This is a genomic window from Streptomyces sp. SDT5-1 (genome assembly GCF_052245995.1).
Classification (GTDB): Bacteria; Actinomycetota; Actinomycetes; order Streptomycetales; family Streptomycetaceae; genus Streptomyces.
The window spans coordinates 5,356,292-5,373,644 of record NZ_CM125963.1 but is presented as its reverse complement, the minus strand read 5'-3'; the positions used below and the strand labels follow the sequence as shown (position 1 = coordinate 5,373,644).

Below are 17,353 nucleotides of genomic sequence, written 5' to 3'. Positions count from 1 at the left end.
TCGTGGTTCTCAGTCATCGACGGTCATCTCCTCGAAGACCGGCACGCTGAAGGGGTTGAGCTTCACGTCGTGCACGCGGGTGCCGTAGACGGCGGTGCCGTTCTGGTACCAGAGCGGGATGGCGGGGAGCTGCTCGGCGAGGATCCGCTCCGAGTCCTGGAAGTCCTTGATGGCGCTCTTCGGGTCCGGGTCCGCGTTGGCCTTGTTGATCAGCGCGTCGAACCGCTTGTCGCTCCACTTGCCGTCGTTGCTGGGGGCGCCCGTGGTGTAGACGGGCTGCAGGAAGTTCTGGATCAGCGGGTAGTCCATCTGCCAGCCGCTGCGGAACGGGCCCGTGAACTTGCCGCTCTGGATCTGCGTACGGAAGTCGGCGAAGGTGCCGACCGGGTTGCCGACGCAGGACTTCGAGTTGCCCATGACGCGGTTGATGCTGTTGCAGATGGCGTCGATCCACTGCTTGTGGTTGCCGGTGTCGGCGTTGTAGCTGAGGACGAGCTTGCCGTGCGGGAAGCCGCCGCCCTCCTCGATCAGCTGTTTCGCCTTCTTCGGGTCGTACTCGCAGCGGTCGCCGCAGATCTCCGGGTTGTAGCCGCCCTCTTCGCGGAGGACCGGGGACGTCCAGTCCTTCGCCGGGATCCGGGTCTTCTGGAAGATCTTGTCGGTGATCTGCTCGCGGTTGATGGCGAGCGAGATGCCCCGGCGGACCTTGAGGGCGTCGGCGGTGGCCCACTCCTTGTCGTACATCGGGAACATCAGCGTCTGGATGATGCCGGCCGGGGTGTTGATGTACCGGTTGTCGATGTCCTTGTGGAGATTGCTGAGCTGCTCGGCGGGGACGGCGTCGGTCACGTCGAGCTGGCCGGCGACGACATCCGTGTACGCGGTGTTGTCGTCGGTGTAGACGAGGAGGTCGACACCCTTGTTGCGGGGCTTGGTGCCGTTGTACTGGTCGTTGAGGCGCAGCTGCATGCGGCCACCGCGCTCGTAGTTCGTGACCTCGTACGGGCCGTTGCCGAAGGGCTTCTCCAGCCATGCGTCGTGGTCGGTGAAGAACTTCTTCGGCAGCGGCGAGAAGGCGGCGTAGCCGAGCATGTCGGGGAAGAGCGAGAACTTCTGATTGAGCTTCACCGTGAAGTGCAGATCGTCGACGATCTTCAGCCCGGAGAGCTTCTTGGCGCTCGGCTTCCCGCTGTCGGGGTGGACCTTGTCGTAGCCGTCGATGTAGCCGAAGAAGTCGGCGCCGATCTGCGCGTTCGGCAGGTACGCGGCGTAGTTCCAGGCGTCCACGAAGGAGTGCGCGGTGACCTTGGTGCCGTCGGCGAACTTCCAGCCGTCCTTCAGGGTGACCTTGAAGTTCTGCGCGTCGTCGCTGGTGATGGACTTGGCGACGGCGTACTTGGGCTCGGCCGTCTCGGGGTCGTAGATCTTGAGGCCCCGGAAGATCATGTCGAGGACCTTGCCGCCGTTGACCTCGTTCGTGTTCGCGGGTTCCAGCGGGTTCTGCGGGTCGCCCCACTTGGCCCGCACGATCCCCGACTCGGTGGCCGTGGCGCCGCAGGAAGCGAGCCACGGCACGGTCAGCACCAGGGCGGCGGCCAGGGCGCCGGTACGCAGGCCGAGGCGCATCAAAGTCCTCCAGAGGGCGATCCGACGACAAAGGGGACGAGCCTTGGGGCCATTGGAACCGCGCCGCGCCCGATACGCCCGCTGGGTCACCCATCCGGGGCCCGCCGTGCCCCCGACATGCCGAAGCCCGGCGCCGGTGGGGTCACCGGGCCGGGCGTCGGGAGGAGCGGGTCAGGACTTGTCGTCGTCCTCCAGGGCCGCGAGGGCCGGGTCGAGGACGATGTCCTCCGCGCGTCCCTCGATGGTCGGCTCCTCGGGGAAGTGGCAGGCCGTGAGGTGGCCCGCCGCGTTGCCCGAGATCTGGACCAGCGGGGGCTCCTCCGTGGCGCACTTGTCCTGCGCCTTCCAGCACCGGGTGCGGAACCGGCAGCCGGACGGCGGCATGATCGGCGAGGGCACGTCGCCCTGGAGCCGGATCCGCTCCCGCTTCTCGGCGTCGAGGTCCGCGTCCGGCACGGCCGACATCAGCGCGTGCGTGTACGGGTGGCGCGGCCGGTTGTAGAGCGAGTCCCGGTCCGCGATCTCCATGATCTTGCCGAGGTACATCACGGCGACGCGCTGCGAGAAGTGCCGCACGACGGCCAGGTCGTGCGCGATGAAGACGAACGCGATGCCCATCTCCCGCTGCACCTCCTGGAGGAGGTTCACGACCTGCGCCTGGATCGACACGTCGAGCGCGGAGACCGGCTCGTCGGCCACGATCAGCTTCGGCTCGAGGGCCACCGCTCGGGCGACGCCGATGCGCTGGCGCTGACCGCCGGAGAACTCGTGCGGGAACCGGTTGTAGTGCTCCGGGTTCAGGCCGACGATCTCCAGGAGCTCGCGCACCCGCTTCTCCCGGCCGCCGGGCGGGTTGATCCCGTTGATCTCCATCGGGCCCGCGATGATCGAGCCGACCGTCTGCCGCGGGTTCAGCGAGGCGTACGGGTCCTGGAAGATCATCTGGATCTCGGACCTGATCGGCGCCAGCTGCTTGCGGTTGGCGTGGCTGATGTCCTGGCCGTTGTACGTGATGGTGCCCTGCGTGGGCTCGTACAGGCGGGTCAGGAGCCGGCCCGTGGTCGACTTTCCGCAGCCGGACTCGCCGACCAGGCCGAGCGCCTCGCCCGCGTAGACCTCGAAGTCCACGCCGTCGACGGCCTTGACCGCGCCGACGGTGCGCCGGATCGGGAAGCCGCCCTTGATCGGGAAGTGCTTCTGCAGGCCACGGACCTGCATCAGCGGCTCGCCCACGCGGTCGCGCTGCCCGGGGATCGCGTCGGCGACCGCCGTGGTGGTGTTGCTCTTGTTGTCGCTCATGGTCATGCCCCAGTCGCCGGTCTCTGCTCAGCCCAGCCGGGGCTGAATCGTCTCGATGAACACCTGCTGCTTCTGGTCCGCCGTCAGGTGGCAGGCGGAACCGCGCCCCGCGGGAAGCACCGGACGCTCGCCCGAGCAGCGGTCGCCCGACACCTTGTCGGTGAAGGCGCAGCGCGGGTGGAACGGGCAGCCCGAGGGCGGGTTGAGCAACGAGGGCGGCGAACCGGGGATCGGCATCAGCGGCTCGTCGATGTCCGAGGTCAGTCGCGGCATCGAGCCCAGCAGGCCCCAGGTGTACGGGTGCTGGGGCTGCTTGAGGACCTCGCGCACGCTGCCCCGCTCGACGGCCCGGCCCGCGTACATCACGAGCAGGTCGTCGGCCATGTTCGCGACGACGCCCAGGTCGTGCGTGATCATGATGATCGCGGAGCCGAACTCCTGCTGGAGGTCCTTGAGCAGGTCGAGGATCTGCGCCTGGACCGTCACGTCGAGGGCCGTGGTCGGCTCGTCCGCAATCAGCAGCTCGGGGTTGCAGGCCAGCGACATGGCGATCATGGCGCGCTGGCGCATACCGCCGGAGAACTGGTGCGGGTAGTCGTCGACGCGCTGCTTGGGCTGCGGGATGCCGACCTTCTCCAGCATCTCGATGGCCCGGTCCCGGCCCTCCTTCTTGGAGGCGCCGGTGTGCTTGCGGAACGGCTCGGCGATCTGCCGACCCACCGTGTAGTACGGCGAGAGCGCGGTCAGCGAGTCCTGGAAGATCATCGCCATCTTGTTGCCGCGGAGCTTCTCCAGCTCGGGCTCGGTGGCGGTGAGCAGTTCCTTGCCGTCGAGGAGGATCTCGCCGTCGATGCTGGTGTTCTTCTTGTTGTGCAGGCCGAGCACGGTCAGGTTGGTGACCGACTTGCCGGAGCCGGACTCGCCGACGATGCCGAGCGTCTTGCCGCGCTCCAGGTCGAAGGAGAGGCCGTCGACCGCCTTGACGGCGCCGTCCTCGGTGGAGAACTGCACCCGCAGATCGCGAACCGACAAGAACGCGTCGGATCCGGTCGGGGCCGGGGCGTCCTCGGGCTTGGTGAGAGTGGTCACGGGGGTTCTCCTAGGACAGTCGCACGCGCGGGTCGATCACGGCGTACAGGGCGTCCACGACGACATTGCAGAGGATGATGAAGGCGGCGCTGATGATCATTACGCCCATGAGGACCGGCAGGTCCTTGCCGATGACCGAGTCCCTCGCCAGGCGGCCCACTCCCGCGAGGTTGAAGGTCAGCTCGGTGACCATGCCGCCGCTGAGCAGCGAGGCGATGTCCATGCCCAGGATCGTGATGATCGGGATGAGCGAGCCGCGCCACGCGTACCGGAAGAACACGAAGCGGCTGCTCATGCCCTTCGCCTTGGCGGCCCTGACGTGCTCCTCCTGGAGCTGCTCGATCATCGAGGAGCGGGACATACGGGTGTAGTTGGCGGTGAAGATCGTCGCCATCACGATCCACGGGATCAGCAGGCCCATGAACCAGGACCCGGGGTTCTCCGTGAACGGCACCCACTTGGGCGCCTTCAGCCAGCCGGTGCTGTAGACGAAGATGCCCAGCACGATCGGGCCGAGCAGGTAGATCTGGAACGAGCTGGTCACCAGGGAGGCGCCGGAGAAGAGCTTGTCGATCCAGGTGCCGCGGAAGCGGGCGGCCAGCAGACCGGCGCCCAGGCCCACGACGAGGAAGACGACCAGGCCGCCGAGCATGAGCGAGACCGTCAGCGGAAGCCGGTCCATGATCGTGTCCCAGACCATCTGGTTGTTCCGGAACGAGACGCCGAAGCACGGGGCGTCGCAGTGGCCCACCGCGAAGTCACGGCCGACGAAGATCCCCTTGAGGAACTCCCAGTACTGCACCGGTACCGGCTGATCGAGGCCCAGGTTCTTGTGAATGATCGCCAGCGCGTCCGGGGTGCAGTTCTTGCCGCACGCGAGCGTCGCCGGGTCCTGTGGGATGGCGAAGTACATGAAGAACGTGAAGGCGCTGATCAGCAGGAGGATGAGTGCTGCGCCAGACGTCCGGCGTATGAGAAATCGAAGCATGGCAGAAAGCTGCTCTCAGGACGGCGGCGGTGGGAGACCAGGAGGGGATTGTGCGGCGGCCCGGGAGTGAGAGCTCCGCCGCGCTCTCACTCCCGGGAACTGCCTTGTGCGAACTACTTCTTGAGGAAGACGCGCGTCGGGTCGGTGTAGCTGGTGACCGTCGAGTAGCGCAGGCCGCCGACGTTGGAGCCGGCGATCTGGAACACCTTGGTGTAGTAGATCGGGGCGGCCGGGTTGATCTCCTTGGAGATGTAGTTGGAGAGCTTGCGGTACTCCTTGGCGCGCTCGGCCGCGTCCGCGATCTTCTGGATGCGGGCGCTCTCGGCGTTCACGTGCTTGTCGTTCAGGTGGGAGTAGTTCGACCCACCGTCCTGGATGTTCGTGCCGTCGTAGGTCGGCGGGAAGACGGTGTTGCCGTCGGCCCAGTCCTGGCCCCAGCCGGTCATGTAGAGGTCGAGGCCGTTCTTGACCTTGCCCATCTGCTCGTACCAGGTGGCGTTGTCGATCTCCTTCTTCTGAATGTCGAGACCGATCTTCTCCAGGTTGTTGATGATCAGGTTCGCCTGGGTGACGCGGACCGGGGTGTTGGCGTAGGCGTAGACGAGCTTCTTGCCCTTGGCGCCGGCCTCCTCGACCATCTTCTTCGCCTTGGCGATGTCGCCGTTCGGCTTGCCCTTGCGGTTGAAGATGTCATCCTTCGCGCTGTAGCCCGGAAGCGCGGGCGACGTCAGCGAGTTGGCGGCGTCGCCACCGTACTTGCCGCCGTCGGCCTGACCGGCCGCGGTGGCCGGGATCGCCAGGGAGATGGCGTCACGGAGCTTCTTGTCCTTGATCCGGTCCATGTTCATGTTCAGCTGCCACACGTACGGGGCGTAGCCCTGCACCGTGCGCTTCATGACCTTCTTGTCGGTCGTGATCTTCTGCAGCTGGGTGGCGTCGTTCTGGCCGGTGAACATGATGGCGTTCTTGGCCTCACCGCGGTCGGCCAGGATCGTCTTGGTCTGGTCGGCCTTGGAGACGTTGAAGTCGATGTTGAACCCGTCCACGTAGGCGTGGCGCATCGGGTCCGTCTTCTCGTCCCACTTGTCGTTGCGGACGAGCTGGATGCTCTTGCCCGGCTTGTACGAGGAGATCTTGTACGGGCCGGTGGCGACGGGCTTCTGGTCGTACTTCTGCTTGGTGTCCGTCTTCTCGGGCACGACCGAGTACGCCGCCATGGCCAGGGCCTGCGGGGCGTCGGTGTGGGCTTCCTTGAAGTGGAAGACGATCGTCTTGTCGTCCGGGGTGTCCAGGACCGACTTCGGCAGGTGCTTGCCCTTGTACGGACCCTGGTACGCCTTGCGGTAGGAGGTACCCGAGCCGGACAGCCACTGCTGGATGTACGCCGGACCGTCCGTGATGAACGGGTCGTACATGCGCTCGATGGAGTGGCGGATGTCGGCCGACGTGATGGTGTGACCGTTCTGGTCCTTGATGCCGTCCTTCAGCTCGAAGGTCCAGGTCTTGCCGCCGTCCGAGGACTTGCCCGCGTCCTTGGCGAGGTCACCGACGACGGTCTGCTGACCGTCGGCGCCCTCGGTGTACGTGGTCAGGCCGCGGTAGATCAGCTTGGAGAGGAGGCCGGCGTCGGAGACGTATATCTGGCCCGGGTCCAGGTGCGAGAAGTCGCTCTCCTGGTAGACCTGGATCGTGCCGCCCTTCTTGGCGCCCGGGACCGGCTCGGCCGGGCCCTTCGACTGGTCGGCGGTGCCCATGATGACCGGCTTGGCCTGAGCCGCCGCGTCCTCCTTGGACTTGCCCACGGTCTTGTCGTTGTTGCTGCTGCCGCTGCTGCAGCCGGTCAGCGTGAGGGCGCCGACAGCGGCGGCGACGATCGTCGCCTGCGCCGTGCGCGAACGAAGGATGCTCATGGAGTTGAGTCCACCTGCCTGTGAGTAGTGATCCTTGTGTGCTGCCTGACGCATCCGGCTGTGTCGGTCCGGCGCCCGGGTGGCAGCGACCCTCGGTGAGGCCTGGTCAGCGTCCGGTCTTGGGATCGAAGGCGTCCCGGACCGAGTCACCGAAGAGGTTGAACGCCACGAAGAAGACGACCATGGCGACACCCGGGAAGTACAAGTAGGTCGGGTCGACCTCGTAGATGTTCGCCGCGGTGGCGAACATCAGGCCCCAGTCGGGCGTGGGGTCCTGGTACCCGACCCCGACGAAGGAGAGGAAGGCGACCGAGAGGATGGTGCTGGGGAGCAGGTACGTGCCCTGCACGATGATCGGCGTCACCAGGTTGGGCAGCAGCTCCTTGCGGATGATCCGCCAGGGCGAGGCGCCCGCGACCTTCGCCGCCTCCACGAACTCCCGCTCGCGCAGCGACATGGTCACCGCGCGCACCAGGCGGGACAGGCTCATCCAGGTCAGCATCCACATGATGCCGGTGATGGCGAGGAACCGGACGTAGACCGGCGTCTCCTCGTCCGGGGCCACGAAGACCGTGACGATGACGGGCATGGCCGCGACCATGAACAGCTGGTTGGGCAGCGCCATCATGAAGTCGGTGAACCGGCCGAGCCAGTAGTCGATCTTGCCGCCGAAGTAGCCGGCCACCAGGCCGATCACCACGCCGAGGATCACCATGCCGATCGTCGCGACCAGCGCCGTGTAGAGCGAGGTGCGCATGCCGTACAGCAGGTACGCGAGGACGTCACGCCCGTAGTTCGGGTCGATGCCGAACCAGTGCTCCGGCGACATGCCACCGTTGGGGCCCGCCGGCAGGTTGAACTCGTTGAGGAGCGTCGGGTCGTCCTGGCCGTAGAAGGTGTACGGGTCCTTGCCGTACAGCTTGCAGATGACCGGGGCGAGCGCGGCTATCACGAAGAAGAACAGGACGATCCAGGCGGAGACGACGCCCGTCCTGTCCCGCTTGAAGCGCCGCCACATCAGCTGGCCGGGGCTGCGCCCCTCGAGCTTCTTGGGCTCCTTCGCGTCGCCCTGCGGCGCGCTCTCCTTGTCCAAGGCGGAAGAGGTCTCGGCGCCCTCAATCTCGATTGGACTTGTCATGATTCGTCCATTTCACAGGTATTGGAGACCGTCGGAAGTGGAACGGTCCGGCGGCCGTCGCACGGCGTACGTCACTCGAAGCGCGCGAGAGGGCTAACGACGGGGGCGAAGCCCCTGAGGAACTGTCAAAAACTGTCGCAGCGCCGGATCGACGACACCTGCCGTACTGGACGACGCGACCCACAGGGCATAGACGGCACCTCGCATGGGTTCCTCCTCATGAGTCACTTCGTTCACTGCAAGTGGAGGCAGAAGATCGCCACCCAGCCGACACCCCTGACGGCGGAGTTGACGCTGCCTCAGTGTGCTCGCGGGCCCTCGCTCCCCATTAGCGCGTGACCCTCTGACCCGAGCTCTACGCGGACCACTATTAGCCACAGCGCCTGTCGCGACCACACTCTTTTGGTCTCGGTTCGATCACACCTGATGCGTACTTCTCCCAAAATCCGGACAAACGGATCCTAGATAGAGGGCCACGAAACGGACGTGTTACATACCTATCGACCATCGGCGTCCGGATACCGGACTTCGTCGTGGACTTAATCACTTGCGCGCGAGACGTTTTTGACCCGTTGTTGGGAGACGGCGTCACCGCGGGGGTCACTGCGCGTAGACCGCGTGCAGACTAGCGGCAACGCAAAGGGCCCGGCACCCCCCGAGGGGATACCGGGCCCGAAGCTGTCGTCGCGTCAGTTGTGCTTCGCGCGGGAGGCGGTGCGGCCGCGCTCCTTCTGGTCGAGGACGACCTTGCGGATGCGGACGGCCTCCGGGGTCACCTCGACGCACTCGTCGTCGCGGCAGAACTCCAGGGACTGCTCCAGGGAGAGCTTGCGGGCCGGGACCACGTTCTCCGTGGAGTCCGCGGACGCGGCGCGCATGTTGGTGAGCTTCTTCTCCTTGGTGATGTTCACGTCCATGTCGTCGGCGCGCGAGTTCTCACCGACGATCATGCCCTCGTACACCTCGGTGCCGGGCTCGGTGAACAGCACACCGCGCTCCTGGAGGTTGATCATCGCGAACGGGGTGACCGACCCTGCGCGGTCGGCGACGAGCGAACCGTTGTTGCGGGTCGTCAGCGTGCCGAACCACGGCTCGTGGCCCTCGTGGATGGAGTGCGCGATGCCCGTGCCGCGGGTGTTCGTCAGGAACTCCGTGCGGAAGCCGATGAGGCCGCGGGACGGCACGACGAACTCCATGCGGACCCAGCCGGAGCCGTGGTTCGACATGTTGTCCATGCGGCCCTTGCGGACGCCCATGAGCTGCGTGACGGCGCCCATGTGCTCCTCGGGGACGTCCACCGTGAGGCGCTCGACCGGCTCGTGGACCTTGCCGTCGATCTCCTTGGTGACGACCTGCGGCTTGCCGATGGTCAGCTCGAAGCCCTCGCGGCGCATCTGCTCGACCAGGATGGCCAGCGCCAGCTCACCGCGGCCCTGCACCTCCCAGGTGTCGGGGCGCTCGGTGTCGAGGACGCGGAGCGAGACGTTGCCGATCAGCTCGCGGTCCAGGCGGTCCTTGACCTGGCGGGCGGTGACCTTGCGGTCCTTGACGCTCGACTTGGCGTCGGCGCCCTTGCCGCCACCGCCGCGGCCGACCAGCGGCGAGGTGTTCGTACCGATGGTCATGGAGATCGCGGGCTGGTCGACCGTGATCAGCGGCAGGGCGACCGGGTTCTCCGGGTCGGCCAGGGTCTCGCCGATCATGATGTCCGGGATGCCGGCGACGGCGCAGATGTCACCGGGGCGCGCGACCTCGGCGGGCTTGCGGGTGAGCGCCTCGGTCATCAGGAGCTCGCTGATGCGGACGTTCTGGATCTCGCCGTCGCGCTTCATCCAGGCCACGGTCTGGCCCTTGCGCAGCTCGCCCTGCTCGACGCGGAGGAGCGCGATGCGGCCGAGGAAGTTGTCGGCGTCCAGGTTGGTGACGTGCGCCTGGAGCGGGGCGTCCTCCTCGTACGAGGGGGCCGGGATGTGCTCGAGGATCGTGGTGAAGAACGGCTGGAGGTTCTTCGAGTCCGCCGGGACCGTGCCGTCCTCCGGCTTGGTCAGCGAGGCGACGCCGTCACGGCCGCAGGCGTAGACGATCGGGAACTCGATCTGCTCCTCGTCCGCGTCCAGGTCGAGGAAGAGGTCGTACGTCTCGTTGACGACCTCGTCGATGCGGGCGTCGGGGCGGTCCGTCTTGTTGATGCACAGGATGACGGGGAGCCGCTGCTGGAGGGCCTTGCGCAGCACGAAGCGGGTCTGCGGCAGGGGGCCCTCGGAGGCGTCGACGAGGAGGACGACACCGTCGACCATCGACAGACCGCGCTCGACCTCACCACCGAAGTCGGCGTGGCCGGGGGTGTCGATGATGTTGATCGTGATCGGGTCCGCGCCGTCCGCGGGGTGGTACTTCACCGCGGTGTTCTTGGCGAGGATCGTGATGCCCTTCTCACGCTCCAGGTCGTTCGAGTCCATCACGCGGTCGTCGACCGACTCCAGCTGGTGGGCGGCGAAGGCACCGGCCTGCTTCAGCATGCCGTCGACGATGGTGGTCTTGCCGTGGTCGACGTGAGCGACGATGGCGACGTTACGGATGTCGTGGCGCGTGGCCATAGTGAGGCGTACTCCCGGAGTGAGTGGTCGGCTGCGCGTACATTGCTTTACGCGCGCCCTGCCGGGCTGGACATGCCACGGCCTCACCCCATGCTACGTGTCTCGCGGGACACCGGCTCAGCCGGGCCGGGCGGGCCGCCGCCGTAGCGCCGACCCGCCCGGAGAAACCGCAGGTCAGTTGCCGTCCTGCGCGGGCGAGCCACCGAGCTTGCCGCCCGGCTTCAGGAAGCCGATGTCCTCGTAGGAGGGCTCCTGGAAGCCGAAGGCGCCCGCATTCACCAGGTTCGACCTCGCCGCCACCAGTTCCGGGCGCTGGTAGAGCGGAATCGATCCTGCGGCGGCCCAGATGCGCTCGTCCGCCTTCCGGACGAGCTCGCGCTCCTTCTCCTCGTCGAGCTCGCCGACGGCCTGGTCGAAGAGCTGGTCGATGTGGTCGGTGCCGACCCGGGTGTAGTTCTGCTCGACCGTGAGCCCGCCGTCGGCGGCCGGGACCGGCTTGGCGTAGATCGGCCGTGCGTCGGTCGCCGGGTAGGCGGAGCCGGGCCACGAGTACAGCGCCAGGTCGTACTCGCCCGCCGCGATGTGGTCCTTGAAGTAGTCCGCGCCGTCGACCTTCGTGATGTCCGTCCGTACGCCGATCTTCTGGAGCATCTGGGAGATCCGGTCGGCGACCGACTGGAGCTGCTCGGTGTCCTGGCCCTTCGGCAGCACGAAGTTCAGGGTCAGCGGCTTGCCGTCCTTGGCGAGCTGCCAGGCGGCGCCCGCCTTGGCACCGGCCTTGTCGCTGTCCTTCGCGGCGGCCTGCTGCGGGGCGGGCGTCCCCTTCGGCGCGTACGCCCCCGCGGCCGTGCCGTGCTTGGCGTCGCCCGCGTGCTTGCCCTCGCGCTCGGCGGAGCGCACCTTCACGGCGTCGGCCTGGTGCAGCAGCGCGGAGTGCTGGGCGGCTGCGAGCGGTCCGGGGCCGAGCAGCGGCGGCACGGAGTCGCCGGGCTTCTGGTCGTCCTCGCCCATGATGTACGTGCCGTCGCCTGCGCCCTTGGACTCGGCCGCGGCGCGGTCCGCCTTGCCGCCGGCCGTCTTCGGCTTCGCCGACTCGCCCTCGACGGGGCCGCCGCGCACCCAGCCGGCCTCCGCCAGCAGGGCCTCCGCCTTGTCGGCGTCCTGCTTGCCGAGGGCGCTGCTGTTGTCGGCGTAGTCGGGCTGTCCCGCGAGCGCGAGGTGGCTGCCGACCGTGGAGGCGGGCAGTCCGAGCGGCTTGAGGACGTCCTCGGCGAGCTGGGAGCGGTCGAGGGCGCGGGCCACGGCCTGGCGCACCCGCTCGTCGGCGAGCGGTCCGCTCGAACCGTTCAGGGCGAGCTGGGTGTAGGCGGGTTCCAGCGACTTGCGGACCACGAAGCCGTCGAGCTTCGACTGCTCCTTCGCGTACTTCCGGGCGGCCTTGCGGGTCTTCGCGCGGGCCTCGATCTCGGCCTCGGCGACCTCCCAGTCCTCGCTGTGGGCGCGCGCCCAGGAGCGCAGCGCGTCGCCCGATGTGACGTCCGCGCCGGGTCCGTGCGCGAGCGGTCCCGACGAGCCCTTGTCCCGGGCGGCGTACGCGATGCGCTCGGCGCCCGCCCGGTCGACGTCGGCGAGGTCCAGCTTCCCGGCGGCGAGCGCGGCGGGCCGCTCGTCGCGCGGCACCGCGCTGAGCACCACCTTCTCCAGCTTGGCGGGGCGGCCCCACCAGCGCGGATTGCGCTCCAGGGTGACCTGCTCGGCGTCCTTGTCGACGGTGCCGATGCCGAACGGGCCCGCGGTCACCTTGAGGCTCTTGCGCGCGCCCTCGTTGAAGGTGTCCGGGGTCCCCATGACGTCCTTGGGGTACAGCGGCGAGAACAGCGAGCGCCAGTCGGCGTACGGCTTGGCGAAGGTGACCCGGACCTCCAGGTCGTTCGCGCCGCGCTCGACCTTCTCGATCCGGTCGTAGCCGGCGTTGTGGGCCGTCCAGTACGCGCTGTTCTTTCCGGAGAGCGCGCGCCACTGGGCGGCGAAGTCGGCGGCGCCGATCTCCCGGCCGTCGCTCCACACCGCCTGCTGGTTGAGCTTGTAGAGCACGACCTGCTTGGGCTCGGTCTTGATGACCTCGGCCTTCTCCAGGTAGTCGGGGTCGGCCTGCGGCCTGCCCTGTGCGTCGAGCCGGAACATCGACGGCAGCACGGCGCCGGTGACCCGGCTCGTGGCGGCGTCGGCGTCGGCCTGGAAGGCGTTCAGGGTCTGCGGCACGTCGTCGACGGCCCACCGCAGCGTGCCGCCGTCCTTGATCTGGGTGCGGGCGGCCGAGGCGACGTCGGGCGCCGCCGCGGGCCGCCCGGCCTTGTCGTCGGAGCCGCACCCCGCTAGGGCGGTGACGGCGAGCGCGCCGCTCACGAGGAACGCGGCCGAGCGTGCGGCGGCTCCTGGGCGCCTGGGGACGTGGGGCATCACGGGTACCTCCGGGGCTGGCCGGTTTGTCTCGTTTGGCGGTATATGGAGCTGATCACATCTATCGGCCAACTGAAGTGGATGCGGGAGGGGCCGCCGCCCGACACGCCCGGGAACCGCCCGGAAGCCACTCGTGCGGCCCAACGAACCGTCACCCCGCCCCGCGGGAGCGGCGCGAAACCGCGGTCGCGCCCCCGGCGTGCACCGGCAATCCGCACCGATCCCTTACGGATCCCTTCACAAACGGCAATGTGACGCGCGACACTCGCAGGCGCATGAGCAACTCCGCCGCACCAGCGGAAGTGAGGCCAAGTCATGTCCCTGCACGACGACTTGACGGCGGTTCAGCGCTGTGTCGACGAGCTCGCGCGCGCCGTGGGGCGGCTCCAGCCCCAGCTCGAGGGCGCGGCGGGCGGTCCCGATCTGCGCCGGGTGCGCGCCGACACCGAGCATCTGCGCGAGAGCGTCGCCCTGCTGCGCGCCACGGCCGCCGGCTCGGGCACCGCGCACCGCCCCGAACTCGTGACGATCCCCGACGCCCCGTACGACGCCACGCTGTGGACCGACTCGGACGACGAGGGGCTCGGCGCGCGGGACCGGCACGCCCCCTGACCGCTCCCCCCGTCCACCGCCCTCCCCATCCCCCGTCCCTGCGAGCGGAGGCTTCGTTGGCCACCGGCACGGAACCCACCAGTACCGAAGAACCCCATACCCGAGGCGGCACGGGCGTCCGAGGCCGGACGCGTGCCGCGATCGCCGCGCCCCATCTGCGCACGGACCGCTGGTGGCTGGCCCCGGCCGCGACCGCGGGCGGACTGCTCGCCTTCGTCGTCTACTCGACGTGGCGGGCCTTCGCGAACGCCGACTACTACGCGGCCCCCTACGTCTCGCCGTTCTACTCGCCGTGCCTCGCGGACAACTGCGAGCCGATGCGGCACGGGCCCAACTGGGAGATCTTCGGCGGCTGGTGGGGCCTCTCCCCCGCGCTGCTCATCCTGATCTTCCCGCTCGGTTTCCGGCTGACCTGCTACTACTACCGCAAGGCCTACTACCGGGGCTTCTGGGCCTCGCCGCCCGCCTGCGCGGTGGCCGAGCCGCACAAGAAGTACAGCGGCGAGACACGGTTCCCGCTGATTCTCCAGAACATCCACCGGTACTTCTTCTACGCGGCCGTGCTCGTCGCCTGCATCCTCACCTACGACACCGTGCTGTCGTTCCGCGACGAGCACTACGAGTGGGGCCACATGGGCCTCGGCTCGCTGGTCTTCCTCGCCAACATCGTGCTGATCTGGGCGTACACCATCTCGTGCCACTCGTGCCGGCACATCGTCGGCGGACGGCTCAGGCACTTCTCGAAGCACCCGGTGCGCTACCGGCTCTGGGGCTGGGTCGGCAAGCTGAACGCCCGTCACATGCTGCTCGCCTGGGCCTCGTTGGTGAGCGTCGCGCTCGCCGACTTCTACGTGTATCTCGTCGCGTCCGGCGTCTTCGACGATCCGAGGTTTTTCTGATGAGTTCGGTTGAGCGGCAGCAGTGGGATGTTGTCGTGGTGGGTGCCGGTGGCGCGGGCCTTCGGGCCGCGATCGAGGCGCGCGAGCGGGGTGCTCGTACGGCGGTGATCTGCAAGTCGCTGTTCGGCAAGGCCCACACGGTGATGGCGGAGGGCGGCATCGCCGCCTCCATGGGCAATGTGAACTCCGGGGACAGCTGGCAGGTGCACTTCCGCGACACCATGCGCGGCGGCAAATTCCTCAACCAGTGGCGGATGGCGGAGCTGCACGCGCGGGAAGCACCCGACCGCGTATGGGAGTTGGAGACGTGGGGCGCCCTGTTCGACAGGACGGGCGACGGGCGGATCTCGCAGCGGAACTTCGGCGGGCACGAGTACCCGCGGCTCGCACACGTCGGCGACCGTACGGGCCTGGAGCTGATCCGCACGCTCCAGCAGAAGATCGTGCAGTTGCAGCAGCAGGACTTCAAGGAGACCGGGGACTACGAGTCCGGGCTCAAGGTCTTCCAGGAGTGCACGGTCACCCGCGTCCTCAAGGACGAGGAGGGCCGGGTCTCCGGCACGTTCTGCTACGAGCGGGAGAGCGGTCGGTTCTTCGTCATCGAGGCGCCGAGCGTGGTCCTCGCCACCGGCGGCATCGGCAAGTCCTTCAAGGTGACGTCGAACTCGTGGGAGTACACGGGCGACGGGCACGCGCTCGCGCTCCTTGCGGGCGCGCCGCTCCTGAACATGGAGTTCGTGCAGTTCCACCCGACGGGCATGGTCTGGCCGCCGTCCGTGAAGGGCATCCTCGTCACGGAGTCGGTGCGCGGCGACGGCGGGGTGCTGCGCAACTCCGAGGGCAAGCGGTTCATGTTCGACTACGTCCCCGATGTGTTCAAGGAGAAGTACGCGCAGTCGGAGGAGGAGGGCGACCGCTGGTACGAGGACCCGGACCACAATCGGCGCCCGCCCGAGCTGCTGCCGCGCGACGAGGTGGCGCGGGCCATCAACGCGGAGGTCAAGGCGGGGCGCGGATCGCCGCACGGCGGAGTGTTCCTCGACGTCTCGACGCGCATGCCCGCCGAGACGATCCGGCGCCGACTCCCGTCCATGTACCACCAGTTCAAGGAGCTGGCGGACGTCGACATCACCGCGGAGGCGATGGAGGTCGGGCCGACCTGCCACTACGTGATGGGCGGCGTGGCCGTCGACTCGGACACGGCGGCGGCGCGCGGCGTGCCGGGGCTCTACGCCGCCGGTGAGGTGGCCGGCGGCATGCACGGCTCCAACCGGCTCGGCGGGAACTCGCTCTCCGACCTGCTGGTGTTCGGCCGCAGGGCCGGACTGCACGCGGCGACGTACGCGGCCTCGCACGAGGTCCGTCCTGTCGTCGCCGACGAGCAGATCGACATCGCGGCGGCCGAGGCGCTGCGGCCGTTCTCGGCGGAGGGACAGGAGGAGGGCGTCACGCCCGAGAACCCGTACACCCTGCACCAGGAACTCCAGCAGACGATGAACGACCTCGTCGGCATCATCCGGCGCGAGCCCGAGATGGAGCAGGCGCTGCGCAGGCTCGCGGAGCTGCGGGTGCGGGCGCGGCGGGCCGGGGTCGAGGGGCACCGGCAGTTCAACCCGGGCTGGCACCTGGCGCTCGACCTGCGGAACATGCTGCTGGTCAGCGAGTGCGTGGCGCGGGCCGCCCTGGAGCGCACGGAGTCGCGCGGCGGGCACACGCGCGAGGACTGCCCCGGGATGGACCGGGAGTGGCGGCGGGCCAATCTGCTCTGCCGGCTCCGCGATCCCAGCGGCGGACTCGCGGCCACGGACCCGGTGCGCGGCCAGATCACCCTCAGCCGCGAGACGACCGAACCGATCCGCCCCGACCTGCTCGCCCTGTTCGAGAAGGAGGAGCTGGTGAAGTACCTGGCCGAAGAGGAGCTTTTCGAGTGAGCAGCTACGAGGCGGCCTTCCGGGTGTGGCGGGGCGACGTCGACGGGGGCGGCCTGGAGGACTTCACGGTCGAGGTGAACGACGGCGAGGTGGTCCTCGACATCATCCACAGGATCCAGGCGACGCAGGCCCCCGACCTCGCGGTGCGCTGGAACTGCAAGGCGGGCAAGTGCGGTTCGTGCTCGGCGGAGATCAACGGCAGGCCGCGCCTGATGTGCATGACGCGGATGTCGGTGTTCGGCCGTGATGATGTGATCACGGTGACGCCGCTGCGGGCCTTCCCCGTCGTACGCGACCTCGTCACGGACGTCGGCTTCAACTACACGAAGGCCCGCGAGGTCCCGGCGTTCGTGCCGCCCGCCGGGGTCGGGCCGGGCGAGTACCGGATGATGCAGGAGGACGTGGACCGCTCGCAGGAGTTCCGCAAGTGCATCGAGTGCTTCCTGTGCCAGGACACCTGCCATGTCGTCCGCGACCACGAGGACAACAAGCCGGCCTTCGCGGGCCCCCGCTTCCTGATGCGTGTCGCGGAACTCGACATGCACCCGCTGGACGCGGCGTCCGACGAGGGCCTCGACCGCAAGCGCACCGCCCAGGACACCCACGGCCTCGGCTACTGCAACATCACCAAGTGCTGCACCGAGGTCTGCCCCGAGGGCATCCGCATCACGGACAACGCGCTGATCCCGCTGAAGGAGCGCGCGGCGGACCGCAAGTACGACCCGATCGTCTGGCTCGGCAACAAGATCCGCCGCCGGGCTTGATAGCCCCTGCGGCGATTGAGCAGCGGGGTCCGGGGCAGAG

At 68.3% G+C, this 17,353-nt stretch carries 12 protein-coding genes; 4 read left to right on the top strand and 8 right to left on the bottom strand.

The features are described from left to right. Nucleotides 1-9: 9 nt before the first annotated feature. The 8 genes from ACTWJ8_RS24905 to ACTWJ8_RS24870 all read right to left on the bottom strand — a co-directional run bounded on the left by ACTWJ8_RS24905 (nucleotide 10) and on the right by ACTWJ8_RS24870 (nucleotide 13,107). Nucleotides 10-1,626 carry a peptide ABC transporter substrate-binding protein gene (locus ACTWJ8_RS24905; RefSeq protein ID WP_443260321.1) on the bottom strand — a complete coding sequence of 539 codons (1,617 nt, stop codon included), beginning with the start codon at nucleotides 1,624-1,626 and terminating at the stop codon, nucleotides 10-12. Nucleotides 1,627-1,797: 171 nt separating this feature from the next. Continuing rightward, nucleotides 1,798-2,925, bottom strand: coding sequence for an ABC transporter ATP-binding protein (locus ACTWJ8_RS24900; protein ID WP_356374231.1), 1,128 nt, complete (start codon nucleotides 2,923-2,925; stop codon nucleotides 1,798-1,800). Nucleotides 2,926-2,952: 27 nt separating this feature from the next. Further along, complete coding sequence (locus tag ACTWJ8_RS24895; protein WP_356374233.1) at nucleotides 2,953-4,014, bottom strand: ABC transporter ATP-binding protein; 1,062 nt, start codon at nucleotides 4,012-4,014, stop codon at nucleotides 2,953-2,955. Between the two features lie 10 nt (nucleotides 4,015-4,024). After that, the gene (locus ACTWJ8_RS24890; protein ID WP_356374235.1) at nucleotides 4,025-5,002 is read right to left on the bottom strand and encodes an ABC transporter permease; all 978 of its coding nucleotides are present in this window, start codon (nucleotides 5,000-5,002) and stop codon (nucleotides 4,025-4,027) included. Between the two features lie 113 nt (nucleotides 5,003-5,115). Further along, nucleotides 5,116-6,912, bottom strand: a complete 1,797-nt coding sequence (locus tag ACTWJ8_RS24885) for an ABC transporter substrate-binding protein (RefSeq protein ID WP_356374237.1) — start codon at nucleotides 6,910-6,912, stop codon at nucleotides 5,116-5,118. A gap of 106 nt (nucleotides 6,913-7,018) precedes the next feature. After that, nucleotides 7,019-8,050, bottom strand: coding sequence for an ABC transporter permease (locus ACTWJ8_RS24880; RefSeq protein WP_356374239.1), 1,032 nt, complete (start codon nucleotides 8,048-8,050; stop codon nucleotides 7,019-7,021). Between the two features lie 689 nt (nucleotides 8,051-8,739). Next, complete coding sequence (typA, locus tag ACTWJ8_RS24875) at nucleotides 8,740-10,647, bottom strand: translational GTPase TypA (protein ID WP_356374240.1); 1,908 nt, start codon at nucleotides 10,645-10,647, stop codon at nucleotides 8,740-8,742. 174 nt (nucleotides 10,648-10,821) lie between these two features. Next, nucleotides 10,822-13,107 carry an ABC transporter family substrate-binding protein gene (locus ACTWJ8_RS24870; protein WP_443260320.1) on the bottom strand — a complete coding sequence of 762 codons (2,286 nt, stop codon included), beginning with the start codon at nucleotides 13,105-13,107 and terminating at the stop codon, nucleotides 10,822-10,824. Between the two features lie 315 nt (nucleotides 13,108-13,422). Here ACTWJ8_RS24870 and ACTWJ8_RS24865 point away from each other — a divergent pair, with 315 nt between their 5' ends. The 4 genes from ACTWJ8_RS24865 to ACTWJ8_RS24850 are packed head-to-tail and all read left to right on the top strand — an operon-like array spanning nucleotide 13,423 to nucleotide 17,313. Continuing rightward, nucleotides 13,423-13,719: a hypothetical protein gene (locus ACTWJ8_RS24865; protein WP_356374243.1), complete on the top strand. Its 297-nt coding sequence runs from the start codon at nucleotides 13,423-13,425 to the stop codon at nucleotides 13,717-13,719. A gap of 56 nt (nucleotides 13,720-13,775) precedes the next feature. After that, nucleotides 13,776-14,618, top strand: coding sequence for a hypothetical protein (locus ACTWJ8_RS24860; protein ID WP_356374245.1), 843 nt, complete (start codon nucleotides 13,776-13,778; stop codon nucleotides 14,616-14,618). After that, the gene (locus ACTWJ8_RS24855; RefSeq protein WP_443260319.1) at nucleotides 14,618-16,549 is read left to right on the top strand and encodes a fumarate reductase/succinate dehydrogenase flavoprotein subunit; all 1,932 of its coding nucleotides are present in this window, start codon (nucleotides 14,618-14,620) and stop codon (nucleotides 16,547-16,549) included. The genes ACTWJ8_RS24860 and ACTWJ8_RS24855 overlap by 1 nt, the downstream gene beginning before the upstream one ends. Then, on the top strand, nucleotides 16,546-17,313 hold the full coding sequence (locus tag ACTWJ8_RS24850) for a succinate dehydrogenase/fumarate reductase iron-sulfur subunit (RefSeq protein WP_356374249.1): 768 nt from the start codon (nucleotides 16,546-16,548) through the stop codon (nucleotides 17,311-17,313). The genes ACTWJ8_RS24855 and ACTWJ8_RS24850 overlap by 4 nt, the downstream gene beginning before the upstream one ends. The last annotated feature ends 40 nt before the right edge of the window (nucleotides 17,314-17,353 follow it).